The sequence below is a fragment of the Streptomyces sp. NPDC030893 genome (assembly GCF_055571535.1).
Genome location: NZ_JBVIFC010000009.1, coordinates 60,035 through 84,704, shown reverse-complemented (window position 1 = coordinate 84,704; position 24,670 = coordinate 60,035). Strand labels below are relative to the sequence as shown.

22 protein-coding genes and 1 tRNA gene are annotated in these 24,670 nt (G+C 72.1%); 11 read left to right on the top strand and 12 right to left on the bottom strand.

Annotated elements, in window-relative coordinates; genetic code table 11:
• Positions 1 to 16 precede the first annotated feature (16 nt).
• The 4 genes from ACZ434_RS18655 to ACZ434_RS18640 form a co-directional block, all read right to left on the bottom strand.
• Complete coding sequence (locus tag ACZ434_RS18655) at positions 17 to 346, bottom strand: rhodanese-like domain-containing protein (protein ID WP_468457385.1); 330 nt, start codon at positions 344 to 346, stop codon at positions 17 to 19.
• A 53-nt stretch (positions 347 to 399) separates the two neighbouring features.
• The gene (locus tag ACZ434_RS18650) at positions 400 to 1,242 is read right to left on the bottom strand and encodes a hypothetical protein (protein ID WP_468457049.1); all 843 of its coding nucleotides are present in this window, start codon (positions 1,240 to 1,242) and stop codon (positions 400 to 402) included.
• 90 nt (positions 1,243 to 1,332) lie between these two features.
• On the bottom strand, positions 1,333 to 2,790 hold the full coding sequence (locus ACZ434_RS18645; RefSeq protein ID WP_468457383.1) for a DUF2252 domain-containing protein: 1,458 nt from the start codon (positions 2,788 to 2,790) through the stop codon (positions 1,333 to 1,335).
• A gap of 255 nt (positions 2,791 to 3,045) precedes the next feature.
• The gene (locus ACZ434_RS18640; protein WP_468457047.1) at positions 3,046 to 3,711 is read right to left on the bottom strand and encodes a ScbR family autoregulator-binding transcription factor; all 666 of its coding nucleotides are present in this window, start codon (positions 3,709 to 3,711) and stop codon (positions 3,046 to 3,048) included.
• Positions 3,712 to 3,955: 244 nt separating this feature from the next.
• On the opposite strand from ACZ434_RS18640, the gene ACZ434_RS18635 reads away from it, so the two are divergent.
• Both ACZ434_RS18635 and ACZ434_RS18630 read left to right on the top strand, forming a co-directional pair.
• Positions 3,956 to 4,924: a ScbA/BarX family gamma-butyrolactone biosynthesis protein gene (locus tag ACZ434_RS18635; RefSeq protein WP_468457045.1), complete on the top strand. Its 969-nt coding sequence runs from the start codon at positions 3,956 to 3,958 to the stop codon at positions 4,922 to 4,924.
• Complete coding sequence (locus ACZ434_RS18630; RefSeq protein WP_468457043.1) at positions 4,921 to 5,847, top strand: NAD-dependent epimerase/dehydratase family protein; 927 nt, start codon at positions 4,921 to 4,923, stop codon at positions 5,845 to 5,847. The genes ACZ434_RS18635 and ACZ434_RS18630 overlap by 4 nt, the downstream gene beginning before the upstream one ends.
• 58 nt (positions 5,848 to 5,905) lie before the next feature.
• Here ACZ434_RS18630 and ACZ434_RS18625 read toward each other — a convergent pair whose 3' ends face one another.
• Both ACZ434_RS18625 and ACZ434_RS18620 read right to left on the bottom strand, forming a co-directional pair.
• The gene (locus ACZ434_RS18625) at positions 5,906 to 6,538 is read right to left on the bottom strand and encodes a response regulator (protein WP_468457381.1); all 633 of its coding nucleotides are present in this window, start codon (positions 6,536 to 6,538) and stop codon (positions 5,906 to 5,908) included.
• A gap of 23 nt (positions 6,539 to 6,561) precedes the next feature.
• Entirely contained in the window at positions 6,562 to 7,848 is a 1,287-nt protein-coding gene (locus tag ACZ434_RS18620; protein ID WP_468457040.1) for a sensor histidine kinase, read from the bottom strand.
• Positions 7,849 to 8,100: 252 nt separating this feature from the next.
• Here ACZ434_RS18620 and ACZ434_RS18615 point away from each other — a divergent pair, with 252 nt between their 5' ends.
• Entirely contained in the window at positions 8,101 to 8,847 is a 747-nt protein-coding gene (locus tag ACZ434_RS18615; protein WP_468457038.1) for an ABC transporter ATP-binding protein, read from the top strand.
• Positions 8,841 to 11,297 carry an FtsX-like permease family protein gene (locus ACZ434_RS18610; protein WP_468457036.1) on the top strand — a complete coding sequence of 819 codons (2,457 nt, stop codon included), beginning with the start codon at positions 8,841 to 8,843 and terminating at the stop codon, positions 11,295 to 11,297. Before ACZ434_RS18615 ends, ACZ434_RS18610 begins: the two co-directional genes overlap by 7 nt.
• 255 nt (positions 11,298 to 11,552) lie before the next feature.
• On the opposite strand, the gene ACZ434_RS18605 is transcribed toward ACZ434_RS18610, so the two are convergent.
• Positions 11,553 to 11,636 (bottom strand) — tRNA-Leu (locus ACZ434_RS18605).
• Between the two features lie 547 nt (positions 11,637 to 12,183).
• On the opposite strand from ACZ434_RS18605, the gene ACZ434_RS18600 reads away from it, so the two are divergent.
• From ACZ434_RS18600 to pknB, 6 genes are all read left to right on the top strand, one after another.
• Complete coding sequence (locus tag ACZ434_RS18600) at positions 12,184 to 13,041, top strand: FhaA domain-containing protein (protein ID WP_468457034.1); 858 nt, start codon at positions 12,184 to 12,186, stop codon at positions 13,039 to 13,041.
• 10 nt (positions 13,042 to 13,051) lie between these two features.
• Positions 13,052 to 13,561, top strand: a complete 510-nt coding sequence (locus ACZ434_RS18595) for an FHA domain-containing protein FhaB/FipA (protein WP_468457032.1) — start codon at positions 13,052 to 13,054, stop codon at positions 13,559 to 13,561.
• 141 nt (positions 13,562 to 13,702) lie between these two features.
• Positions 13,703 to 15,241, top strand: a complete 1,539-nt coding sequence (locus ACZ434_RS18590; protein WP_468457379.1) for a Stp1/IreP family PP2C-type Ser/Thr phosphatase — start codon at positions 13,703 to 13,705, stop codon at positions 15,239 to 15,241.
• A 27-nt stretch (positions 15,242 to 15,268) separates the two neighbouring features.
• Positions 15,269 to 16,717, top strand: a complete 1,449-nt coding sequence (locus tag ACZ434_RS18585) for an FtsW/RodA/SpoVE family cell cycle protein (RefSeq protein WP_468457030.1) — start codon at positions 15,269 to 15,271, stop codon at positions 16,715 to 16,717.
• On the top strand, positions 16,714 to 18,189 hold the full coding sequence (locus tag ACZ434_RS18580) for a peptidoglycan D,D-transpeptidase FtsI family protein (protein ID WP_468457028.1): 1,476 nt from the start codon (positions 16,714 to 16,716) through the stop codon (positions 18,187 to 18,189). The genes ACZ434_RS18585 and ACZ434_RS18580 overlap by 4 nt, the downstream gene beginning before the upstream one ends.
• A gap of 169 nt (positions 18,190 to 18,358) precedes the next feature.
• Positions 18,359 to 20,374, top strand: a complete 2,016-nt coding sequence (gene pknB / locus ACZ434_RS18575; RefSeq protein ID WP_468457026.1) for a Stk1 family PASTA domain-containing Ser/Thr kinase — start codon at positions 18,359 to 18,361, stop codon at positions 20,372 to 20,374.
• 91 nt (positions 20,375 to 20,465) lie between these two features.
• Here pknB and ACZ434_RS18570 read toward each other — a convergent pair whose 3' ends face one another.
• The 5 genes from ACZ434_RS18570 to ACZ434_RS18550 all read right to left on the bottom strand — a co-directional run bounded on the left by ACZ434_RS18570 (position 20,466) and on the right by ACZ434_RS18550 (position 24,192).
• Positions 20,466 to 21,236: a class E sortase gene (locus ACZ434_RS18570; protein ID WP_468457024.1), complete on the bottom strand. Its 771-nt coding sequence runs from the start codon at positions 21,234 to 21,236 to the stop codon at positions 20,466 to 20,468.
• Between the two features lie 13 nt (positions 21,237 to 21,249).
• Positions 21,250 to 22,401 (bottom strand): class E sortase, encoded by a 1,152-nt coding sequence (locus tag ACZ434_RS18565; RefSeq protein WP_468457022.1) that lies wholly within the window; start codon positions 22,399 to 22,401, stop codon positions 21,250 to 21,252.
• Positions 22,398 to 23,036 carry an aminodeoxychorismate/anthranilate synthase component II gene (locus ACZ434_RS18560; protein WP_468457020.1) on the bottom strand — a complete coding sequence of 213 codons (639 nt, stop codon included), beginning with the start codon at positions 23,034 to 23,036 and terminating at the stop codon, positions 22,398 to 22,400. The genes ACZ434_RS18565 and ACZ434_RS18560 overlap by 4 nt, the downstream gene beginning before the upstream one ends.
• Positions 23,033 to 23,221, bottom strand: a complete 189-nt coding sequence (locus tag ACZ434_RS18555) for a hypothetical protein (RefSeq protein ID WP_468457377.1) — start codon at positions 23,219 to 23,221, stop codon at positions 23,033 to 23,035. Before ACZ434_RS18555 ends, ACZ434_RS18560 begins: the two co-directional genes overlap by 4 nt.
• 191 nt (positions 23,222 to 23,412) lie before the next feature.
• Entirely contained in the window at positions 23,413 to 24,192 is a 780-nt protein-coding gene (locus ACZ434_RS18550; RefSeq protein ID WP_468457018.1) for a DUF881 domain-containing protein, read from the bottom strand.
• Positions 24,193 to 24,333: 141 nt separating this feature from the next.
• On the opposite strand from ACZ434_RS18550, the gene crgA reads away from it, so the two are divergent.
• Entirely contained in the window at positions 24,334 to 24,588 is a 255-nt protein-coding gene (crgA, locus tag ACZ434_RS18545; protein ID WP_030215376.1) for a cell division protein CrgA, read from the top strand.
• Positions 24,589 to 24,670 lie beyond the last annotated feature (82 nt).

Genomic DNA, 24,670 nt, shown 5'->3' with positions numbered 1-24,670 from the left:
GTCCGGCGAACTCCCGTTACAGCACGTGCCCCGGCTCCCCGTCGTCGGTGACGACGGGGCGGCCCGCGGCCTCCCACACCTGCATCCCGCCGTGCACGTTGACGGCGTCGATGCCCTGCTGGCCCAGGTACATCGTGACCTGGGCCGACCGTCCGCCGGAGCGGCAGATCACATGGACCCGGCCGTCCTGCGGGGCGGCCTCGGTCAGCTCGCCGTAGCGGGCCACGAACTCGCTGATGGGGATGTGCAGCGCCCCTTCGGCATGACCGGCCTTCCACTCGTCGTCCTCCCGGACGTCCAGCAGGAAGTCGCCGTCCTTGAGGTCCGCGACCTGGACCGTGGGCACACCAGCTCCAAAACTCATGCCCACGACGCTACCCGACCGGCCGGGGGACGGGTTCAGGCCAGCAGAGCGGCCAGCTCGGACTCGCGTTCGGCCACCTGGGCGTGCAGCTGACCGGCGATCTCCTCGAGCAGCCGGTCGGGGTCCTCGGGGGCGAGGCGCAGCATCGAGCCGATGGCGCTGTCCTCGAGCTCCTTGGCGACCAGCGTGAGCAGTTCCTTGCGCCGGGAGAGCCATTCGAGGCGGGCGTAGAGCTCCTCGGCCGCGCTCGGGCCGCGCTTCAGCTGCGGTCCGGCGGCCCACTCCTCGGCGAGTTCCCGCAGCTCGGCCTCGCTGCCACGGGCGTAGGCGGCGTTGACCCGGGTGATGAACTCCTCGCGGCGGGCGCGCTCCTCGTCCTCCTGCGCGAGGTCCGGGTGGGCCTTGCGGGCGAGCTCCCGGTAGAGCTTGCGGGCCTCCTCGCTGGGCCGCACCCGCTGCGGGGGCCGGACCGGCTGGTCCGTGAGCATGGCGGTGGCCTCGGGGAACAGGCCCTCCCCGTCCATCCAGCCGTTCATCAGCTCCTCGACGCCGGGGATCGGCATGAGCCGGGCGCGTGCCTCGTCGGCCCGGCGCCGGTCCTCGGGGTCGTCGCTGCGGGCGGCCCTGGCCTCCAGGATCCGGGCGTCCAGCTCCTCGAGGCGGGCGTAGACGGGGCCGAGCTTCTGTTCGTGCAGCCGGGAGAAGTTCTCGACCTCGACGCGGAAGGTCTCCACGGCGATCTCGAACTCGATCAGCGCCTGCTCGGCCGCCCGCACGGCCTGTTCCAGCCGGTCCTCGGGCCGCGGCGCGTTCCCGCCGCCGGGCGTCCGCTCCGCGCCGGTGCCGCCGCCACCCTGCTCACCTTCCGAGGTCGTCACCCGGACAGCGTAGGCCACCCGCCCGGGCACCACGTCCCGCTCCGCCCGGCCCCTCCCGGCCGGGAGGGCGCGCCGGTGCCCGGTGCCCGCTCACACCCCGGCCTCCGCGGCGATCCGTCCCGACCGCACCGCCGTCACGAGGTCCGTGTGGTCCGCCTCCGTGAGATCGGCGTAGGCGACGGCGAAGGCGGCCACCGCCTCGTCCAGCTCGTCGTTCTTGCCGCAGTAGCCGGCGATCAGCCGGGGGTCGGCGCTGTGGGAGTGGGCGCGGGCCAGCAGGGCGCCGGTCATCCGGGCGTAGTCGTCGACCTGGTCGGCGGCCAGCGCGGCCGGGTCGACGCTGCCCTTGCGGTTGCGGAACTGACGCACCTGGTAGGGGCGGCCGTCGACCGTCGTCCAGCCCAGCAGGTTGTCGCTGATGACCTGCATCCGCTTCTGGCCGTGGACCACCCGCCGGCCCTCGTGCCCGGGCTCGGGCGTGTCGAAGCCGGCCGTCAGCAGATGCGGAACGAGCGCCGAGGGCCGGGCCTCCTTCACCTGGAGGACCAGCGGCTCGCCCCGGTGGTCGAGGAGCAGCACGACGTAGGAGCGGGTGCCGACGCTGCCGGTGCCGACGACGCGGAACGCCACGTCCTGCACCGCGTGCCGGGCGAGCAGCGGGTGCCGGTCCGGCGGGAGCGTCCCGAGGTACTCCTCCAGGGAGGCGGCCACCTGGGCGGCCTCGGCGTCCGGTATCCGGCGCAGGACCGGCGGCGCGTCGACGAAGCGGCGTCCGCCGTCCCCGGTCGCCTCCGTGGACTTGGCCGCGAACCGGCCGCTGGTGTTGGCGCGGGCCTTCTCGGAGACCCGCTCCAGGGTGCCGAGCAGGTCGTGGGCGCCGGCGTGGGAGACGAGTTCCTCGTCCGCGATGGCGTTCCAGGCGTCCAGCGCGGGCAGCCGGGACAGCAGGCGCATCGTGTGCCGGTAGGCGCCCACGGCGTCGTGGGCGGCGGCGCGACAGGTGTCCTCGTCCGCGCCGGCCTCCCGCCCGGCGAGCACCAGCGAGGTGGCGAGCCGTTTGAGGTCCCATTCCCAGGGGCCGTACACGGTCTCGTCGAAGTCGTTCAGGTCGATGACCAGACGGCCGCGCGCGTCCCCGTACAGACCGAAGTTCGCCGCGTGGGCGTCCCCGCAGATCTGGGCGCCGATCCGGGTCGTGGGGGTCCGGGCCAGGTCGTACGCCATGAGACCGGCCGATCCGCGCAGGAAGGCGAACGGCGTCGCCGCCATCCTGCCCACCCGGAGCGGTGCCAGGTCGGGCAGCCTGCCGCGGCTGGACTCCTCGACGGCGCTCACCGCGTCGGGACGGGAGGCGTCCCGGTCGAGGGCGGCGTGTGCGCTGCGCGGGACGTCCGCGCGCAGCGCCTTGCCCTCCCGCTTGGGCGTGCCCGCGGCCGGCCACTCGGCGAACCCGGGCACCCGCGGCAGCCGCCGCACGGCGGTCGCGCCGTCCGCCCGGTGGGCCTCCGCCGTCCCGGCCACCCCTTCGGTCCCGGCCGTACCGGCCATGAACTCGGTCACGGCAACCGCCTCCCCCGTACATGCGTGCCGTACACACGCTCGACATCGATCGTGCCGACCGTACAACCGGTGACCGAAAAGCGTCAGGCCCCTGTGGACAACTCCGGCCTGTGGAAACCGGCACCGGTCCCGGCCTCACCGTGGCCCACCCCGGCACCGCCCACGGCCCGTCCCCATCGGCCTCAGGCCCGTCGAGTCGCGTCCCGCTCCCGCCCGCACGCCCCGCGCCGACCGCCCGCGCTCCTACCCCGCCTCCACCACGTCCCCCGCCGCCGGCAGCAGCCGTCCCTCCGCGAACAGCCGCCCCGCGCGGTCCGCGGAGATGTCCAGCCGGGCCAGTACCGCGGGAACGGCGATGCCCGGCAGCATGTGGTGGAACAGCACGACGACCCGCTGCTCCAGGTCCTGCCGCTGGCAGCGCAGCTGCGACAACAGCTGCACGCCCGAGAAGCTCGCGACGAGCAGTTCCGCCGTCTCCACCGGATCCACGTGCGGCAGCAGCTCGCCCGCCGCACCGGCCTCGGCCAGCGTCCGGGTGGTCTGGTCGATCCACATGCCGAACGCGGGAGTGCGGTCCAGCCCCAGCGCTCCCTGGTCCAGGGCCAGCCCGACACTCGCCCGCACCAGCGGCTCGGTCCGCAGCCGGGTGGCCAGCACCAGGCCGGAGTCGACCAGCTCCTGCAGTTTGCTCGACTGGTGCGGCAGGGAGATCGCCAGCTGCTCCTCGAACACACCGAGCGCCAGCTCCTCCTTGGAGCCGAAGTGGAAGTACAGCGCGCCCTTGGTGACCCCGGCCCGCTCCAGGATCTCCCCGATGGTCGCCGAGGTGTAGCCGCGTTCGTCGAAGACGGCGGCCGCCGCCTCCAGAATGGTCCGCCGGGTACGGATCGCGCGCTCCTGTCGCGCCATCGGGTGCCTCCTGATCTGCGTGGATCCTCGTGGATCTCGTGGGTCGCACCGTGCAGTCACCGTGAGGCCGACGCGGAACCGCCGTGCGGTCCGGCACGGTGCGGGGTGCGTGGGCTCCCATCCGGCGATGTGGATCACCCTTGGAAAAAAACCGTCTCGTCCGTATCTTAGTGCGAACCGACCGGAGCCAGACTGCCGAACCCGGGGGTTCCTCATGCCGAAGCCGGATTCCTCGAGCGCACCCATGGAGGATCAGACCGGACCGGAGGGCTCACCCGCAAACGGCGCCGGTCCGGCCGCCGGCGGCGCCCCCACCACCCCCGTCACACCGGAACTCGCCCACCGCCCCCGCGCGGCGGACGTCTTCCCGGTCTCCTGGGTCCGGCTCTCGGACGAGCGCTTCCGCGTCACCGCGCGCTGGCCCGCCGGGCACGCCTTCTTCGGACCCGTCGACGACCGCCACCAGGATCCGATGATCGTCGGTGAAACGTTGCGCCAGACGTCGATGGCCCTGGCGCACGCCGAGTTCGGTGCCCCCGCCGACACGCACTTCGTCATGCACGACCTGGAGGTGTCCACCGACCCCGCCGCGTTACTGCTCGCCGACGCGGCCGAGCCGGTCACCGTCGACGTCGTCTGTTCCGAGGTGCGCCGCCGGGGCCGCGGTCTGAACGGCATGCGCACGACCATGGAGTTCCACCGCGCGGGGCTGCTCGTCGCCCGGGGCACCGGCAGCACGGGCTGCACCTCCCCCGCCGCCTACCGCCGGCTGCGCGAACGCCACCTGGCCGCGGGGGACACCCGAATACCGCCGCCCGCGCCGGTTCCGCCCGAACAGGTGGGCCGCCACCGCGCGGAGGACGTCGTCCTCGCCCCGGCCGACCGGCCCGGCACCTGGCTGCTGCGCGTCGACATGGGCCACCCCGTGCTCTTCCCCCGGCCCAACGACCACGTCCCCGGCATGGTCCTGTTCGAGGCCGCCCGCCAGGCGGCGACCGCGGCCTCCGGCCGGCTGCCCTTCCTGCCGTCCGAACTCGCCGTCTCCTTCAGCCGCTACGCGGAACTGGACAGCCCCTGCTGGATCGACACCGAGGTGCTCGACAAGGGTGAGGACGAGGTGACGGTACGGGTGTCGGGACGGCAGGACGACGAGTCCGTCTTCACCGCCACCCTCACCTGCGCGCCCACCGCCCCGGTACGGTCGCTGCCGTGACCGCCGACCTCCTGATCACCGGTGCGACGGGCTTCATCGGCAGCCGGGTCGCCGAGGCGGCCCGCGGGCGTCCCGGTGTCCGCGTCCGTTCGCTGTCCCGCCGCACTCCGGGCGGGCGGACGGACGCCGGTGCCGTACCCGGAGACCTCGCCGACCCGGGCAGCCTGCACGGCAGTTGCGCCGGCGTCGACGTCCTCGTGCACTGCGCCTCCCGCGTGGGAGGCGATCCGGAGTCCGTCGCCGCGGTCAACGACCTCGGCACGAAGGCCCTGGTGGAGGAGGCGGTACGGGCCGGGGTGCGCCGGATCGTGTACGTGAGCACGGCCGCCGTCCACGGCCGGGGCCCCTTCCGCGGCGTACGGCCCGGCGAGGCCCCGATCGCGCCGGTCTCCGCCACCAGCCGCAGCCGAGCGGCGGCCGAGCGGCACGTTCTCGACGCGGGCGGACTGGTGCTGCGCCCGCACCTGGTGCACGGCGAGGGCGACCGCTGGGTGGTCCCCGGACTGGTGGGCCTGCTGCGCGAGTTGTCCGCGACCGTCAGCGGCTGTACGGCCCTCCAGTCGATGATCGACGTCGGCACCCTGGGCCGGGCGGTCGTCGCCGCGGCACTGTCCCCGCACCACGGCCCCGGGGCCCACTACGTGGCGCACCCGGACCCCGTACCCGTCTCCGAACTGCTCAAGGCCGTCTGCGAGCAGGTGGAACGGCCCGGCGGCGGTGCCTCGGTGGACGTGGCCACCGCCCGCGCGCGGGCGGCCGGCTCGCCCCGCGCGACGCACCACCTCGACATGCTCACCGTGGACCACTGGTTCGCCGACGACGGCTTCTGGAAGGACCTGGACTGCCCGCCCGGCGAGGGCTTCGCGCCCGCCTTCGCACGGTCGGCGCCCTGGTACCGGTCATTCATCACGACCGGCCGGTAGAGGGCCGCCGCGACAAAAAACCGTCCTGTCGGTTTACCGGGCCCGCAACTCGGACGTATCAGGCCCGCAGGTACGCCAGGACCGCCAGCACCCGCCGGTGCGTCCCGTCCGCCGGCGGCAGGTCCAGCTTGGTGAAGATGCTGCCGATGTGCTTGCCGACGGCCGCCTCCGACACCACCAGCTCGCGCGCGATCGCGCCGTTGGACCTGCCCTCCGCCATCAGCGCCAGCACCTCGCGCTCCCGCGGCGACAGCCGCCGCAGCGGATCACGGCGGCGGCGCAGCAACTGCCGTACGACCTCGGGGTCCACCACCGTGCCCCCGGCCGCCACGTCGCCCAGCGCGGTCACGAACTCCTCGACCTGGCCGACCCTGTCCTTCAGCAGGTAGCCGACGCCCGTGCCGTCGCCCGAGTCCAGCAGATCGGAGGCGTACCGGCGCTGGACGTACTGGCTGAGCACGAGGACGGGGAGGGCGGGCCGCTCGGTGCGCAGCCGCACGGCCGCGTGCAGCCCCTCGTCCTGGAAGTCCGGCGGCATCCGGACGTCCGTCACCACGATGTCCGGGTCGTGCTCCCCGACCGCGGCGACCAGCGCCCCGGCGTCACCGACCGCCGCGACCACCTCGTGCCCGCACCGCTGGAGCAGACCGGTCAGGCCCTCCCTCAGCAGCACACTGTCCTCGGCCAGCACGACCCGCAGCGCCGGGCCGTCCGTCAGGGTCTGGGGCTGGGGGCGCAAGGGATCTCCACACGCAGCAGGGTCGGTCCGCCCGGCGGACTGGACAGGGTGAGTCTGCCATCGAGCACCGACACCCGGTCGGCCAGTCCGGTCAGCCCGCTGCCCGCCCCGGCCCGTGCTCCGCCCCGTCCGTCGTCCCGGATCTCCAGCAGCAGCCGCCCGTCCCGGTGCCCGCCCGCCACCCGCGCGCGGCTCGCCCCGCTGTGCCGAGCGACGTTGGCGAGCGCCTCGCACACCACGAAGTACGCGGCGGCCTCCACGGACGCGGGCAGCCGCGCGGGCAGGTCCACCGCCACGTCCACCGGTACGGCGGACCGGTCGGCGGCGTCGGCGACCGCGGCCCCGAGCCCGTAGTCGGCGAGGACCCGGGGGTGGATGCCGTGGACGAGTTCCCGCAGTTCCGCCAGTGCCCGGCCCGACTCCTCGTGGGCCTTGGCGAGCTGGTCGGCGAGCGGGCCGGGCGGCGCGTCCAGGCGGGCCAGGCCGAGCGTCATCGTCAGGGCGACCAGGCGCTGCTGGGCCCCGTCGTGCAGATCGCGCTCGATGCGCCGCCGTTCCGCCTCGAAGGCGTCCACCAGCCGCACCCGGGAACGGGTCAGTTCGCTCACGCGGGCGTCGAGTTCGGCCTCGCGCGGGACGAGGAGCAGCCGGGTCAGCCCCGCGCGGGCACCCGCCGCCACGCCCAGCAGGTAGGCGCCCAGCACGAGCAGGAGGACGCCGAGCAGGGCGGCACCGGCCGCCGCCGGCCAGCCGGTGACCATCCACAGCTTGAGGACCTTCGCCTCCTGGCCGTCTCCGGCCGTGGCCATCAGCAGCGGGGTGGCGGTCACGGCGGCCGGGAAGAGCAGACCGGCCGTGAGGGCGAGGGCGTCCACGGGCCAGAGCAGACCCGCGAGGAGCAGGGCGTGGCCGAGCTCCCGCCAGGTGGCCCGCTCCCGCAGCCGGGTGGTCAGCCAGGCCTTCAGACCGGGGGCGGCCGGCGGCAGATGCGGGTCGGTTGTCCGGCCGCCGTGGACCAGCCGCAGCCGCCACCGTTCCAGCCGGGCCACCGGCAGGCCGGCGAGCGCCGTGCCGAGCAGCAGCGGCAGCCCCACCAGCACGATCGCGAGCACACCGCCGGCCACTGCCGACACCACGACGCAGACCAGCACGACCGCGCCGCTCACCGCACCGGTGAACAGATAACCGGCCGAGCGCCACGGCCACGACGACAGGGCGTAGCCGGGGCGGGCCATGGCCTGCCAGGGGTTTCGGGGCTGCATGACGATCACCGTAGAAGCCGCCGCCGCGCGGGGCCATGGGCCCCGGCGGAGGTCTCGGGGTATGCCTGACCCCACCCTGCCTTCTCGCCCCTGCCGCACTGCGCCGGCCGGCCTCCGCACGGTTTCGTTTCCCCGTGCCCGGCCCGGAACGACCGGGACGGCCGCGCACGGCATCGGAACGGCCGCGCACGGCCATGGAAACGGACACGGAACGGCCGCGCACGGCCACGACGGACAGGGGAGTGGGGACACATGGACCAGAGGGACGGCGACGCGATCACCTTGCGCCGCGTGAGCCGGCGGTACGGGTCGGGTGCCGGCGTGGTGACCGCGCTGGACGAGGTCTCCCTCGCCTTCCCGCGCGGGACCTTCACCGCCGTGATGGGTCCCTCCGGATCCGGCAAGTCGACGCTGCTGCAGTGCGCGGCGGGACTCGACCGCCCGACCTCGGGCTCGGTCGCCCTCGGCGACACCGAGCTGACCGGGCTCGGTGAGCGGCGGCTGACCCTGCTGCGCCGCGAGCGCGTCGGGTTCGTCTTCCAGGCGTTCAACCTGCTGCCGGCGCTGACCGCCGCGCAGAACGTCGCCCTGCCGCTGCGGCTGGCCGGCCGGCGGGTCCCACGGAGCCGGATCCGCGCGGCGCTCGATCAGGTCGGCCTCGCCGACCGGGCCCGGCACCGGCCCGCCGAGCTGTCCGGCGGCCAGCAGCAGCGGGTGGCGCTCGCCCGCGCGGTGATCACCCGGCCCGAGGTGCTGTTCGCCGACGAACCGACCGGGGCGCTGGACTCCCGGACCGGACACGACGTGCTCACGCTGTTGCGGGAGATGGTCGACGACGAGGGCCGGACCGTCGTCATGGTCACCCACGACCCGGTGGCCGCCGCCCGCGCGGACCGCGTGGTCTTCCTGGTCGACGGCCGGGTCCACGGCGAGCCGTCCGGGGCGGACGCCGACGCCATCGCCGCGCGGATGACCGGACTGGAGGCCGCGGGATGCTGAGCCTCGCCCTGCGCACCGTGCGCGCCCGCCTGCTCACCTTCGCGGGCAGTTTCACCGCCCTGTCCCTGGGCGTGGCCCTGCTCACCGTCATGGGGCTCGCCCTCGCCTCCTCGTCGGACGCTCCCGCGCGGGGAGCGGAACGGTTCGCGGCCGCCCCCGTCGTGGTCAGGGGAGCGGACACCCTGCGCGTCCCGACGCCGAACGGCGACCGGACCGAGAAGCTGGCACACCCTCGCGCGGTGCCGGACGCGACCGTGGCGAAGCTGCGCCGCCTCGGCACCGTCGTCCCGGACCGCTCCTACCCCGTCCGCGCCGAGGGCGGACCCGGCGGCCTGACCGGCCACCCCTGGTCCACCGCCGCGTTCGCCCCGTACGGGATCGAGTCGGGCCGTGCGCCCCGCGCGGACGACGAGGTCGTCGTCAGCGGCGACTGGGCCCGGCCCGGACAGCGGGTGCGCACGGGGCACGGCACCGTGCGGGTGGTGGGCACCGTGACCGACCGGGGCTTCGAGCGGGCCGTCTTCCACACCGACGCGCGCGCCGCCGAGCTGTCCCCCGCGGTCCACCAGCTGGTCGTGGACGCCGACCCGGCGGCCGTACGGGAGGCGGTGCGCGGCGCCGGCGGCGTCCGCGTGCTCACGGGCGACGACCGCCGCTTCGCCGACCCGGACCCCGAACGCGACCGCGAGGCGCTGACGGCGCTGAACGCCCTGTTCGGCACGGCCGGCGGGGTCTCCGCCTTCGTCTCGGTGTTCGTGGTGGCGTCCACCTTCGCCTTCGCGGTCGACCGGCGGCGCCGGGAGTTCGGGCTGCTGCGCACCGTCGGCGCCACCCCGGGGCAGCTGCGGCGCATGGTGCTCCTCGAGGCCCTGGTCATCGGGGTGTTCGCCTCGGCCGCCGGCTGCGCGCTCGGCGGGTCCGTGGCGCCCCGGCTGGCCGCGTGGGTGGCCGATGTGGGGCTGGCGCCCGGCTGGTTCAGGATCGGCGACGCGACCTGGCCGTACCACGTGGCGTTCTGGACGGGACTCCTCGTCGCCCTGACCGGCGTGGTCGCGGCCTCCTGGCGGGCGGGGCGCACGGCGCCCGTCCAGGCCCTGCGCGAGGCGTCCGCCGGCCCCCGGGCCATGACGCCGGGGCGGTGGCTGTGCGGCGCGGGCCTGCTGCTCACGGCCGTGGTGACGCTCGTCGTCGCGCTGCTCGGCGACCCCGGCGACCTGCTGCACCGCAAGACCTATGTCAGCCGGCCCCTGCTGCTGATCACCGCCGCCGCGCTGCTCGCACCGCCGGTGGTGCGCCCGCTGACCCGCCTGTTGACCTGGCTGCCGGACCGGCTGCCGGGGGCGGGCGGCATGCTGGTGCGCGAGAACGCGTCCGCCGGGGTGCGCCGTACGGCGGCGGTCGCCGCGCCCGTCCTGGTCACGGTCGCCCTCACCGGCTCCCTGCTCGGCGCCACCGCGACCCTGGACCGGGCGAGGGCCGCCGAGGCGCGGGAGCGGACCGCGGCGGAGTTCGTCGTCACCGCCGACGGCGGGGGATTCCTCGACGCGCGGACGCTGGACCGGCTCCGCGCGGTGCCCGGCGCGCGGGTGTCGGCGAGCGCGCCGACCGCCGTGCACGTCCTGGAGGAGGGCGTGGCACTGATCAGGTCCGAGGCGCGTGCCGCCGACCCCGGGGGGCTGGCGGCCACCGCGCGGTTGCCGCTCACCGCGGGGAAGGTCACCGACCTGGACGACGGTTCCGTCGTCGTCAACGAGGAGTGGGAGCGGCACACGGTCGGGCAGCGGGTCCGGGTGTGGCTGGGGGACGGCACGGAGCGGACCCTGCGGATCGCCGCGGTGATGGCCACCGGAACCGGTGACAACGGCGTCTACGTCACCCCCGCCAACGCGCCGGGGGCCCGCGTGGACCGGGTCGACGTCGCCGTCGCGGACGGAGCCGACGCGCGTGCGGTGGCCGCCGGCCTGGAGCGGGCGGTACAGCCCGCGGGCGGCCGTGTGCTGACCGCCGAGCGGTGGCTGTCCGCGACGGATCCCGGGACCGGACGCACCACCCGCCACGGACTCCTCCTCGTCCTCGGCATCGCCCTCCTCTACACGGGCATCTCCCTGGTCAACACCGTCGTCATGGCGACGTCCGACCGTGCGCGTGATCTCGCGGTGCTGCGGCTGACCGGTGCCACGCGGTGGCAGGTGCTGCGGCTGGTGGGCGCCGAGAGCCTGACGGCGGTCGCGGTCGGCGCGGTGCTGGGCACGGCCGTCGCGGCACTCCAGCTGGCCGGGCTCCGGGCGGCCCTGGCCCTGCAGTCGGCGCCCGCCCCGCTCGCACTCCCCTGGCAGGCCCTCGTCACGGTCACCGCGGCCTGCGCCGCCCTCGCCACCGCCCCGGCCCTCCTCCAGGCCGCCGTCACCCTCCGCCGCGCCACCCTGCGACCGGCCACCCTCCGCGCGTAGCCACCGCGCGGGGCTCCGCGCCGGCTCAACGCCCTGCACGGTCATGTCAGTTCGGTGACAGCCGCAGGCCCGGGCATCGGCACTCCGGGGGGTGAACACCCCGACGAAGCCGGTCCGCACACGTGAAATAGCTCACGCGCCCAGGCCCCCTCGTAGGGCCTGGCCGGACTGTGTGATGCCTCACAACGATCATGGAAACGAGAAACGGGCCCCTCCGGTGACTTCCGTCACCTGGAGAGACCCGTTCCCTCGTTGTGCGCGAGGGGGGAGTTGAACCCCCACGCCCTTGCGGGCACTGGAACCTGAATCCAGCGCGTCTGCCTATTCCGCCACCCGCGCATTGGGTGTGTCCTCGAGCCCTTGCCCCGTGGGGCCTTGCGCCTTCCGACATCCAGAACATTAGCACGCTGGCCGGGGTGGATTCACATCCCTTTCCCCCGCCCCGGCCCGACCGGCCACGACCTCCCACGACCGCCTCCGCGACCGCCTCCGCGACCGCCTCCGCGACCGTCCCCCACGGCTCTCCCGCCCGCAGCGCCCGGGCGCGCGCCGTGCAACAACGGAGATTGCTTCACGTATCAACCTCGTACCGGTCGTCCTCGTCTCCCCATGAGCCGGACGGAGTCCACAGCCGGGTGCGGGACACTGGTCTGCGGCCCCCTCTACGATCCATGGCAGAACGGCGCGCACGCGCACGGCCGAAGGTGTTCGAAAGTGAGCTCCGGAGGGAACTTCGTCAGGCGTCGACACCCGTCGGCCGGGCGGGCAGGGGGAACCAGCCGATCGGGCGGCGCGTGGATACGATCAGTAAGCAGTACCAGGTAAGCGGTGCACGAAAGAGTGCACGGGGCAGTACACAGGACGGCAGCGACGGAGGAGGTGCCCCATGGGAGTCCTGAAGAAGTTCGAGCAGCGTCTCGAAGGTCTGGTCAACGGCACCTTCGCCAAGGTGTTCAAGTCCGAGGTGCAGCCCGTGGAGATCGCGGGAGCGCTCCAGCGGGAGTGCGACAACAACGCCACCATCTGGAACCGCGACCGCACCGTCGTACCCAACGACTTCATCGTCGAACTGAGCACCCCGGACTTCGAGCGCCTCAGCCCGTACTCCGGCCAGCTCGGCGACGAGCTCGCCGGCATGGTGCGCGACTACGCCAAGCAGCAGCGCTACACCTTCATGGGCCCCATCAAGGTGCACCTGGAGAAGGCGGACGACCTCGACACCGGCCTGTACCGGGTGCGCAGCCGTACGCTCGCCTCCTCCGCCAGCCAGGCCCCCGGAGCCGCGGGCCCCGGCGGTGCCCCGCCGGCCGGCCGTCCCGGTGGCTACGGCTACCCGCCGGCCGCACCCGCGGGCGCCCCGCCCATGCCGGCCGCGCCGCCCCCCGGCGGCAGGCCCGGCGGTTACGGCTACCCGCAGCCCGCCGGCGGCGGGCGGCCCCCCGCGGCACCCGCGCCCGGCGGCCGCACCCGCTACTGGATCGAGATCAACGGCACCCGCCACCAGATCTCCCGCGCCACCCTCGTGATGGGCCGCAGCACCGACGCCGACGTGCGGATCGACGACCCCGGCGTCTCCCGCCGGCACTGCGAGATCCGGACCGGAACGCCCTCGACGATCCAGGATCTCGGATCCACCAACGGCATCGTGGTGGACGGACAGCACACCACTCACGCTACGCTCCGCGACGGCTCGCGGATCGTCGTGGGCAGCACCACCGTTATCTATAGGCAAGCCGAAGGGTGAAGCGGGGGCAATGTCAGAGCTGACCCTCACGGTCATGCGGCTGGGGTTCCTGGCCGTACTGTGGCTGTTCGTGATCGTGGCCGTGCAGGTCATCCGCAGCGACCTGTTCGGGACGCGCGTCACCCAGCGCGGATCCCGGCGGGACGCCGGCCGGCCCCAGCAGGCCGCCCGCCAGGCACCGCCGCAGCAGCGCCAGCAGTCCGGCGGCGGACGCCGCGGCCGGAACACCCCCACCAAGCTGGTCGTGACCGAGGGCACCCTCACCGGCACCACCGTCGCCCTCCAGAGCCAGACCATCAGCCTGGGCCGGGCGCACGACAGCACGATCGTGCTGGACGACGACTACGCCTCCAGCCGCCATGCCAGGATCTACCCGGACCGCGACGGCCAGTGGATCGTCGAGGACCTGGGCTCCACCAACGGCACCTACCTGGACCGGACCCGGCTGACGACCCCCACACCGATTTCGCTGGGTGCACCGATCCGCATCGGCAAGACCGTCATCGAGCTGCGGAAGTAGTGCTACACCAATGAATGAGCGCGAGCGGAGCGAGCACGCAGTGGGGGTCCCCACCCAGGGCCCCGGCGCGCTCCCGACCGGAGGGTGGGCAGTGTGGCTCGACACGACCGGCTGTACCCGGAGCCGACGGGCGAGGTGCGCATGAGTCTGTCCCTGCGCTTCGCCGCCGGATCGCACAAGGGCATGATCCGGGAGGGCAACGAGGACTCCGGTTACGCCGGTCCCCGCCTGCTCGCCATCGCCGACGGCATGGGCGGCGCCGCGGCCGGTGAGGTCGCCTCCTCCGAGGCGATCTCCACCATCGTCGCCCTCGACGACGACGTCCCCGGGTCCGACCTGCTGACCTCGCTCGGCACGGCCGTCCAGCGGGCCAACGACCAGCTGCGCATGATGGTCGAGGAGGACCCCCAGCTCGAGGGCATGGGCACCACCCTGACCGCCCTGCTCTGGACCGGCCAGCGCCTCGGCATGGTGCACGTCGGCGACTCCCGCGCCTACCTCCTGCGCGACGGCGTCCTCACCCAGATCACCCAGGACCACACGTGGGTGCAGCGTCTGGTCGACGAGGGCCGGATCACCGAGGAGGAGGCCACCACCCACCCGCAGCGGTCCCTGCTGATGCGGGCCCTCGGCAGCGGCGAACACGTCGAACCCGACCTGTCCATCCGCGAGGTGCGGGCCGGCGACCGCTACCTGATCTGCTCCGACGGCCTGTCCGGCGTCGTCTCCCACCAGACCCTCGAGGACACCCTGGCCGGCTACCAGGGCCCCGAGGACACCGTCCAGAACCTGATCGAGCTGGCACTGCGCGGCGGCGGTCCCGACAACATCACCGTGATCGTCGCCGACGTCCTGGACCTCGACACCGGTGACACCCTCGCCGGGCAGCTCTCCGACACCCCGGTCGTGGTCGGCGCCGTCGCGGAGAACCAGAACCAGCTCCACGACAACGGCATCATGCAGACCCCGGCCGGCCGCGCCTCCGGTCTCGGCCGGCGGCGCTCCGGGGGCGGGGGCGAGTTCGGCCCGCCCGGCAGCGGCGACGTCACCGGCTTCATCCCCACCGACGGCTTCGGCTACGACGAGGGCGACTTCGTCAAGCCCGCCAAGGACCGCAGGTGGCTCAAGAGGTGCGTGTACACCCTGCTCGTGCTCGCCGTCCTCGGCGGCGCCACGTACGGCGGCTGGCGCTGGACGCAGACCCAGTACTACGTCGGCGTCAAGGGCGAGCACGTCGCGCTCTACCGGGGCATCAGCCAGGACCTGGCCTGGGTCTCGCTCTCGAAGGTCGAGAAGGACCACCCCGAGATCGAACTCAAGTACCTGCCGCCCTACCAGCGGGAGCTGGTCGAGGCGACCATCGCCGAAGGCGACCTCTACGGCGCACGGAAGAAGATCGAGGAGCTGGCCGTACAGGCGTCCGCGTGCCAGAAGCTGGCCGAGCGGCGCGCCGCCGCGAGCGAGAAGAACGCGAAGACCGGTGAGGGCGAGGCCGGAGGCACCACGGGAACCACACCCGCCTCCTTCACGTCCAAGGCATCGCCGACGCCGACGCCCCCGGGCTCCGCCGACGCCCCGGAGAAGTCCACGCCCCCGTCCACGACCGCACCCACTTCCAGCCCCGGCCCCAGCCTCTCGGAGGAGGAGCAGAAGGTCGTCTCGCTGTGCGGTAAGCAGTAGGCAAGCCGTGAGAGGCCCTGTCACACGATGAGCAGTACTTCGAACCCGTCGACGCAGCACACGTCCACGATCGGCGCGATCGGCGCACCCAGCCGGCGCAACACCGAGCTCGCCCTGCTGGTGTTCGCCGTCGTCATCCCGGTCTTCGCCTACGCCAACGTGGGGCTCGCCCTCGACGACGAGGTGCCCGCCGGGCTGCTGAGCTACGGCCTGGGCCTCGGCCTGATGGCCGGCGTCGGCCATCTCACCGTACGGAAGTTCGCCCCGTACGCGGACCCGCTGCTGCTGCCGCTGGCGACCCTGCTCAACGGCCTCGGCCTGGTCGCCATCTGGCGGCTGGACCAGTCGGAGCGGCTCCAGGCGAGCCGGACGTTCGTCGAGGCGGCACCGCGCCAGCTGATGTACTCCGCGCTCGGCGTCGCCCTGTTCGTGGCCGTGCTGTTCTTCCTCAAGGACCACCGCGTCCTGCAGCGCTACACCTACATCTCCATGGCCGGCGCGCTGGTCCTGCTGCTGCTGCCGCTGGTCCCGGGCCTCGGCCACAACGTCTTCGGCGCCAAGATCTGGATCAAGATCCCCGGTCTCGGCACCCTCCAGCCCGGCGAGTTCGCCAAGATCGTCCTCGCGGTGTTCTTCGCCGGCTACCTCATGGTCAAACGGGACGCCCTGGCCCTCGCCAGCCGCCGCTTCATGGGGCTCTACCTGCCCCGCGGCCGCGACCTCGGCCCGATCATCGTCGTCTGGATCATCTCCATCCTGATCCTGGTCTTCGAGACCGACCTCGGCACCTCGCTGCTCTTCTTCGGCATGTTCGTGATCATGCTGTACGTCGCCACCGAGCGGACCAGCTGGATCGTGTTCGGTCTGCTGATGTCCGCGGTCGGCGCCGTCGGCGTGGCCAGCTTCGAGCCGCACATCCAGACGCGTGTGCAGGCCTGGCTCGACCCGATGCGCGAGTTCGAGCTCAGCCGCGCCGGGGTCCAGGACGGCATCGTCCACTCCGAACAGGCCATGCAGGCCCTGTGGGCCTTCGGTTCCGGCGGCACCCTCGGCACCGGCTGGGGCCAGGGCAACTCCGACCTCATCGGCTTCGCCGCCAACTCCGACTTCATCCTCGCCACCTTCGGCGAGGAACTCGGACTGGCCGGCGTCATGGCGATCCTGCTGCTCTACGCATTGATGATCGAGCGCGGCGTGCGCACCGCCCTCGCCGCCCGCGACCCGTTCGGCAAGCTGCTCGCCGTCGGCCTGTCCGGCGCCTTCGCGCTCCAGGTGTTCATCGTCGCCGGCGGCGTCATGGGCCTCATCCCGCTGACCGGTATGACGATGCCCTTCCTGGCGTACGGAGGTTCCTCCGTCATCGCCAACTGGGCGCTGATCGCCATCCTGCTCAGGATCAGCGACACCGCCCGCCGTCCGGCGCCCGCCCCCGCCGCCAACCCCGACGCCGAGATGACCCAGGTGGTCCGCCCGTGAACAAGCCCCTGCGCCGGGTCGCGATCTTCTGCGGCCTGCTCGTCCTCGCCCTGCTCGTCCGGAACAACTGGATCCAGTACGTCCAGGCCGATCAGCTGAGGAACGACGAGAAGAACCGCCGCGTGGCGATCGAGCGGTACGCCACACCGCGCGGCGACATCATCGTCGACGGCGAGCCCATCACCGGACACACCGCCACCGACGGCGACTTCGCCTACAAGCGCACCTACAAGAACGGTGCGATGTGGGCGCCGGTCACCGGCTTCGTCTCCCAGGCCTTCGGCGCCAACCAGCTGGAGTCCATCGAGGACGGCATCCTCACCGGCAACGACGACCGCCTCTTCTTCCGCAACACGCTCGACATGCTGACGGGCAAGAACAAGGAGGGCGGCAACGTCGTCACCACCCTCAACGGCGCCGCCCAGAAGGCCGCCTACGAGGGCCTGAAGAAGCAGGGCGGCAAGGGCTCCGTGGTCGCCCTCGAGCCGTCCACCGGCAAGATCCTCGCGCTGGCCTCCTTCCCGTCGTACGACCCGTCCACGATCGCCGGCAACAGCCTCGACACGGACACCAAGGCCTGGCAGAAGCTGCAGAAGAAGAACAACCCGGACGACCCGATGCTCAACCGGGCGCTGCGCGAGGTCTACCCGCCCGGCTCGACGTTCAAGGTCGTCACCGCGGCCGCCGCGCTGGAGCACGGGCTGGTCGAGGACGCGGACCAGAAGACCGACACCCCGCTGCCGTGGATCATGACGGGCACCAGGACCGAGCTGAAGAACGACGGCAACCTGCCCTGCGAGGACGCCACCCTGCGCGAGGCGCTGCGGGTGTCCTGCAACACCGTCTTCGGCAAGGCCGGCGCCGACATCGGCAACGACAAGATGCTGGAGACGGCCAAGAAGTTCGGGTTCACCGAGGAGCAGTTCACCCCGGTCCGCTCCAGTGCCTCCGTCTTCTCCGACGGCATGGAGCCCTCGCAGGTCGCGCTCTCCTCCATCGGCCAGTTCAACACCGCGGCCACCCCGCTGCAGATGGCCATGGTCTCCGCCGCCGTCGCCAACAACGGCACGCTGATGAAGCCGTACATGGTCGACGAACTCCAGGCCCCCAGCCTCGACACCATCGAGAAGACGGACCCGGAGAAGCTGAGCGAGCCGATGTCGGCGAAGAACGCCCAGATCCTCCAGTCGATGATGGAGACCGTCGTCAACGACGGCACCGGCAAGAACGCGCAGATCCCCGGCGTGACGGTCGGCGGCAAGACCGGCACGGCCCAGCACGGCGAGAACAACAGCAAGAACCCCTACGCCTGGTTCATCTCCTACGCCAAGAACAGCGACGGCAGTTCCCCCGTGGCCGTGGCGGTCGTCATCGAGGACGACGACGCCGTGCGTGGCGACATCTCCGGCGGTGGCCTCGCCGCGCCGATCGCCAAGAGCGTGATGGAGGCGGTCATCAAGGGCAAGCAGTGACCCCGGTCACGTCCGCTTCACATCGGCGCACGTTGCGGTACCGGTCCTGTATCGGCTGACGCACTTGGCCAGGTCACACAAAAAGAGCCGGGTACGGTAGGCCCGGAACACAGCCTCCGACCGCACATACGTGCCGGTCGGGACCGACGGAGAGGGCTGGTAGGTAGCTATGGAAGAGCCGCGTCGCCTCGGCGGCCGGTACGAGCTGGGCCCGGTGCTCGGCCGTGGTGGCATGGCGGAGGTTTACCACGCGCATGACACCCGGCTCGGGCGTCAGGTGGCGGTGAAGACGCTGCGCGCCGACCTCGCGCGCGACCCGTCCTTCCAGGCCCGGTTCCGCCGGGAGGCCCAGTCGGCCGCCTCGCTCAACCATCCCGCGATCGTCGCGGTCTACGACACGGGCGAGGACTACATCGACGGGGTCTCCATCCCGTACATCGTCATGGAGTACGTCGACGGCTCCACGCTCCGTGAGCTCCTGCACAGCGGCCGCAAGCTGCTGCCGGAGCGGACGCTGGAGATGACGATCGGCATCCTCCAGGCGCTGGAGTACTCCCACCGGGCCGGCATCGTCCACCGTGACATCAAGCCCGCCAACGTCATGCTGACGCGCAACGGCCAGGTCAAGGTCATGGACTTCGGCATCGCCCGCGCGATGGGCGACTCCGGCATGACGATGACGCAGACCGCCGCCGTCATCGGCACCGCCCAGTACCTCTCGCCGGAGCAGGCCAAGGGCGAGCAGGTCGACGCCCGTTCCGACCTCTACTCCACCGGCTGCCTGCTGTACGAACTGCTGACCGTCCGCCCGCCGTTCGTGGGCGACTCCCCGGTCGCGGTCGCCTACCAGCACGTACGGGAGGAACCGCAGCCGCCGAGCGTCTTCGACCCCGAGATCACGCCCGAGATGGACGCGATCGTGCTGAAGGCGCTGGTCAAAGACCCCGACTACCGCTACCAGTCGGCCGACGAGATGCGCGCCGACATCGAGGCCTGCCTCGACGGCCAGCCCGTCGCGGCGACCGCCGCCCTGGGCTCCGTCGGCTACGGCGGCTACCCGGACGACGCCCCGACGACGGCCCTGCGCCAGAGCTCGGACCCCGGTGCCGCGACCTCGATGCTGCCGCCCGTGAACCCGGACGACGGCGGCTACGGCTACGACGACCGGCAGAGCCGGCGCCGCCAGCAGCCGAAGAAGAACAACACCTCGACGATATTGCTGGTCGTGGCGGGCGTCCTGGTCCTCATCGGCGCGATCCTGATCGGCCGCTGGGCCATCACCGGCAGCGGCGGCGTGGGCAACGACACCGTCCCGGCCCCCAGCTTCGTCGGCGAGACGAAGGAGAGCGCCACACAGCTCGCCAACAACGCCGATCTGAAACTCAGCTTCGAAGAGAAGCCCTGCGAGGACCAGAGCAAGGGCAAGATCTGCTCACAGGACCAGGAGGCCGGCACCAAGGTCGACAAGGGGTCCACCATCGGCCTGGTGGTCTCCACGGGGGCGCCGAAGGTCGCGGTGCCGAGCGTCGTCGGCGACAAGGTCGAGGACGCCAAGGCCGAGCTCGAGGGCGAGAAGTACGAATTCGTCGTCGAGGTCGAGGAGAAGGTGGACGCCCAGGAACCGGGCACCGTCCTCGAGCAGAACCCGGGCCTCGGCGAAGAGGTGGAGAAGGGCACCACCATCACCCTCACCGTCGCCAAGGAACAGGCCAAGTCCACGGTCCCGGACGTCATCGGCAAGTCCTGCGACGAGGCCAAGGCGCAGATGTCGGCGAACGAACTCGTCGGCAACTGCACCGAGGAGGAGGTCGACGACCCGAACCAGGTCGGCAAGGTCCTGCGCACCACCCCGTCGGCGAACACCCAGGCCGACAAGAACTCCCAGGTGCAGATCGTCGTCGGCAAGGCCAGGCAGAACGAGAAGGTGGCCGTGCCGAACGTCAACGGCCAGACCCTCGCGGACGCCCAGCGGATGCTCCAGGAGGCCGGTCTCACGCTCGGCAACGTCGGTCCCTCGCAGGACCCCAACGCCCGCGTCGTCACCTCCAACCCGGGCCAGGGCAACCAGGTCGACAAGGGTTCGGCGGTCAGCCTCGTCACCCTGGACCAGGGCGGCGGCAACAACGGGGGCAACAACGGCGGCGGCATCTTCGGCGGCCCCGGCGGCGGCCCCGGGGACGACTGACCCACGCGCCCCCGCAACGAAACACGGCAGGAGCCCCGGACCTCTCCACGAGGTCCGGGGCTCCCGGCGTCGCGGGCCGTCCCGCGTGACGTCAGCGCAGTTCCGCCGGCGGGGTGCGGTTCTCGTCCACCTTCTCCGTGCGGACCAGTTCGCCCCAGACGATGTAGCGGTACTTGCTCGTGTACACCGGCGTGCAGGTGGTCAGCGTGATGTAGTGGCCGGCCTTCTTCTTGCCGGACTCCTCCGGGATCTTCCCGAGCACGTCGACGTTGTACTTCGAGGTCTCGGGAAGGATCGCGTAGGTCTTGTAGACGTACCAGGTGTCCTTCGTCTCGAAGACGATCGCGTCGCCCTTCCCGATCTTGTGGATGCCGTGGAACTTCGCGCCGTGGCCGTCCCGGTGGGCCGCGAGGGAGAAGTTTCCCTTCTTGCCGGAGGTCGGCAGGGTCGCCTTCACGGGGTCGGTGTAGTAGCCGGCGACACCGTCGTTGAGGACCTTCATCGAGGTGCCCTTCTCGACGAGGATCTCGTCACCGGTCATCGCGGGCACGTGGAGGAAGCCGATGCCGTTCTTGCTGTCGTAGGAGGGGGGACCGCCGCTGCCGGCGCCGCCGTCCGGCTCCTGCTCCCAGGAGTCACGGACCTTGTCCGCCTGTGCGCCCGCCGCGCGGTCCGCGACGACGTTCGTCCACCACAGCGAGTAGACGACGAACAGGCCGAGCACCACGCCCGCCGTGATGAGGAGCTCCCCGAAGAAGCTGACGACCATCGCCACCGGCCCCATACGGCGCCGGCGGCCCGCCGGCGGCGAGGACGCGGACGCGTCGGTGTGCTGTGCGGTGTCGTCGGCGGTCGCTGCCACGTTTCCTCTGCCCTTAACTGACGAGCGCATCCGGCTTGCCCTTGCTGCGCGGCCGTTCCTCGACCATCTTGCCCCAGACGATCAAGCGGTATTTGCTGGTGAACTCCGGAGTGCACGTGGTCAGCGTGATGTAACGGCCCGGCCCGGTGAAGCCCGATCCCTTGGGGACCGGATCGAGGACGCTCACATTGCTCGGCGGCGTCACCGGCAGTATGGACGCCATCTGGTAGACGAAGTACCGGCCCTGCGTCTCCACGACGATCGGGTCGCCCGGCTCCAGCCGGTTGATGTACCGGAACGGCTCCCCGTGCGTGTTGCGGTGCCCGGCCAGTCCGAAGTTGCCGGTCTTCTCCTCCGGCATGGCCGTCTTCAGGGCACCCTCCGCGTAGTGGCCCACCATGCCCCGGTCGAGCACCTTCTTGCTGTTGATGCCCTCCGCGATCGGCACCACCACGTCCAGCTTGGGGATGTGCAGCAGCGCGAAGCCCTGCCCCGGCTCGAACGCCCCCGGTTTGCGCTCGCCGTTCGCCCAGTCCTGCTGGAGGTCGCTGGCCTCCTGGCCGGCCTGTGCCTGGGCCCGCACATTGGTCCACCACAGCTGGTAGGTGACGAACAGCAGCATCAGCACACCGCAGGTGATGAACACCTCGCCGATGGCCCGGCTCGCGACGGCCGCGGGGCCGGGCCTGCGGGCCCGCGCCTGCCGGCGCGCCTCCACGCGGGACAGCGGCGCCCGGGAGGGCCCGTCAGGGCCCTCTGAGAGCCCCTGACGGCCGTCTGCTCCCGCTGCCTCCTCCGCGGCCTTGTGCGAGCCGCCACGGCGCCCCTGGCGCTTCCTGGCGGCCTTCCTGCGGGCCGCCCGGCCGCCCGGCGCGGGCGGCGCGGATTCCTCACGCGCCGTACGCTCCGGCGGCTCGGGGATGCGCAGCGCCACCGTCTCCTCGTCGACCGGCGGCAGGTACGGGGTGCCGTCGGAGGCGCCGCCGTAGGGATCGTCGTAGGGATCGCCGTAGGGGTCGCCGCCGTGGGAAACGGGCGCCGCCGCGCTGTCATACCAGCCGTCCCCGTACGCACCCGGCACCCCGTACGGCTGCCCGCCGTACGGGGTGCCCTGGTCGCCGGCGCCGTAGGCGCCGGACTCGCGCTCGGGGCGCAGCGCGGTCACGCCGTGGCCCTGCCCACCACCGGGGCGAGCCCCGCCGACCTCGCCACCGCGCCCTCGTCCCCGCACTCCGTCAGCCAGTTGGCCAGCATCCGGTGTCCGTGCTCGGTCAGCACCGACTCGGGATGAAACTGCACGCCTTCGACAGGCAGTTCACGGTGCCTCAGTCCCATCACCGTGCCGTCGGGCGTCCGGGCCGTGACCTCCAGCTCCGCCGGCACCGTGGCCGGCTCGGCGGCCAGCGAGTGGTAGCGGGTCGCCGTGAACGGGGACGGCAGACCGGCGAAGACCCCCTTGCCGCCATGCGTCACGGGCGAGGTCTTGCCGTGCAGCAGCTCGGGCGCGCGGTCCACCACCCCGCCGTACGCCACCTGCATCGACTGCATGCCGAGACAGACGCCGAAGACCGGCACCCCGGTCGACGCGCAGTGCCGCACCATGTCCACACAGACGCCGGCCTCCTCGGGAGTCCCGGGGCCCGGGGACAGCAGCACTCCGTCGAAGCCGTCCTGGGCGTGCCGCACCGACACCTCGTCGTTGCGCAGGACCTCGCACTCGGCGCCCAGCTGGTAGAGGTACTGGACCAGGTTGAAGACGAAGCTGTCGTAGTTGTCGACGACGAGAATGCGCGCGCTCACTGGTTGTCCACCGTCACATCGTTGAAGGGCAGCAGCGGCTCGGCCCACGGAAAGACGTACTGGAAGAGGACGTAGACCACGGCGGTGATCAGCACCAGTGAGATGAGTGCCCGCACCCATCCATTGCCCGGCAGATGCCGCCAGATCCAGCTGTACATGCCGTCCCTTCCGTCGCACCACGGCATCAGACCCACGCCGTACGCCAACAGACTAACGGCGCGACCCCTCCGGTTTCCCGGCCTCGGCAAGCTGTGCGAAGTCCGTACGAGCCCGGCCGTGTGTACCCACATGTACGCGGCGAGGGGCCGATCGCCTCGATGGGCGGGGATGTTCCACGTGAAACATCGGCGGGGAAAGACCGTCCCGGGCGGGCCCGCTACTCCACGGGCTCCGCGTAGTGCAGGTCCACCGTGCCCGAGTAGCCGGGCAGCGTCACCGTGCCCTCGTCCTCGACCTCCCAGCCGAGACCGTAGACATTGACGTACACCATGTAGTTCTGGATCGCCGGAGAGGCCGCGAGCGCCTTCTTCAGCTTCTCCGGGTCCCCGACCGCCGTGATCTTGTACGGCGGTGAGTAGACACGGCCCTGGAGGATCAGGGTGTTGCCCACACAGCGCACCGCGCTGGTGGAGATCAGCCGCTGGTCCATGACCTTGATGCCGTCGGCGCCGCCCTGCCACATCGCGTTCACCACGGCCTGGAGGTCCTGCTGGTGGATGACCAGATAGTCGGGCTGGGGCTCGGGGTAGCCGGGGAGTTTGGCGGTGGCGTCCGGCGGGGCGTCGTTCAGGGTGACCGTGATCGCCTCGCCCTTGAGCTTCTGGGTGCCGGCGCGCTTCTCCAGGTCGGCGAGCTTGTCGTCCTCCGCCTCGGTGCTGCCGTCGTCGCGCTCGGCGAGGGACTCGATGTCCTCGCGCAACGCGCCGTTCGACTCGTCGAGCTCGCCGTTCTTGCGGCTGCGCTCGTGGATCAGGTCGGAGAGCTTCAGCAGCGAGGCGTCCGTGCGGATATTGGTGCCCTTGGCCGTGTCGAAGCTGGTGAAGAAGATGAGTCCCGCGAGGGCGAAGACGCCCGCGGTGAGGATCCGCACGGGCCGGACACGGCGCCGGCGGGCAGGGCTGGATTCCGGTCCGGGGAAGTCGGCAGAATTGCTCAACGTACCCTTATCTCCTTCGGCGCCGTGGAAGCACTACGCTAACGGACGCCCGGGGGAGCGATCGGCGTCCCCTTGTACGCTGCTCCGAGCCCGACCCAGTTCCCTGCGCGGCCACGCAGCGCATCGACAGGAGAGACCCTCGTGCCGAAGTCACGTATCCGCAAGAAGGCCGACTACACGCCGCCGCCCGCCAAGCAGACGACCGCGCTCAAGCTGACCAACCGCGCCTGGGTCGCGCCGGTGATGCTGGCCCTGTTCCTCATCGGCCTGGCCTGGATCGTCGTCTTCTACGTCACCGACGGCTCGCTGCCCATCGACGCCCTGGGCAACTGGAACATCGTGGTGGGCTTCGGGTTCATCGCCGCCGGATTCGGCGTTTCCACGCAGTGGAAGTAGCCCTCACCGCACGGTGAGCGGCGCTCTGCCCAGGGCTGTCCATCAGCTCTGGGCAGGGCTATCCCCTGAGTTATCCACAGGC

What these genes read in the sequence shown, in the direction of transcription:
- ACZ434_RS18600 (WP_468457034.1), top strand. Translation starts at nt 12,184, where the DNA reads ATGGGAGTCCTGAAGAAGTTCGAGCAGCGTCTCGAAGGTCTGGTCAAC.
- ACZ434_RS18585 (WP_468457030.1), top strand. Translation starts at nt 15,269, where the DNA reads ATGAGCAGTACTTCGAACCCGTCGACGCAGCACACGTCCACGATCGGC.
- pknB (WP_468457026.1), top strand. Translation starts at nt 18,359, where the DNA reads ATGGAAGAGCCGCGTCGCCTCGGCGGCCGGTACGAGCTGGGCCCGGTG.
- ACZ434_RS18635 (WP_468457045.1), top strand. Translation starts at nt 3,956, where the DNA reads ATGGAGGATCAGACCGGACCGGAGGGCTCACCCGCAAACGGCGCCGGT.
- ACZ434_RS18610 (WP_468457036.1), top strand. Translation starts at nt 8,841, where the DNA reads ATGCTGAGCCTCGCCCTGCGCACCGTGCGCGCCCGCCTGCTCACCTTC.
- ACZ434_RS18595 (WP_468457032.1), top strand. Translation starts at nt 13,052, where the DNA reads ATGTCAGAGCTGACCCTCACGGTCATGCGGCTGGGGTTCCTGGCCGTA.
- ACZ434_RS18590 (WP_468457379.1), top strand. Translation starts at nt 13,703, where the DNA reads ATGAGTCTGTCCCTGCGCTTCGCCGCCGGATCGCACAAGGGCATGATC.
- ACZ434_RS18645 (WP_468457383.1), bottom strand. Translation starts at nt 2,790, where the DNA reads ATGGCCGGTACGGCCGGGACCGAAGGGGTGGCCGGGACGGCGGAGGCC.
- ACZ434_RS18620 (WP_468457040.1), bottom strand. Translation starts at nt 7,848, where the DNA reads ATGCAGCCCCGAAACCCCTGGCAGGCCATGGCCCGCCCCGGCTACGCC.
- ACZ434_RS18555 (WP_468457377.1), bottom strand. Translation starts at nt 23,221, where the DNA reads ATGCCGTGGTGCGACGGAAGGGACGGCATGTACAGCTGGATCTGGCGG.
- ACZ434_RS18640 (WP_468457047.1), bottom strand. Translation starts at nt 3,711, where the DNA reads ATGGCGCGACAGGAGCGCGCGATCCGTACCCGGCGGACCATTCTGGAG.
- ACZ434_RS18615 (WP_468457038.1), top strand. Translation starts at nt 8,101, where the DNA reads ATGGACCAGAGGGACGGCGACGCGATCACCTTGCGCCGCGTGAGCCGG.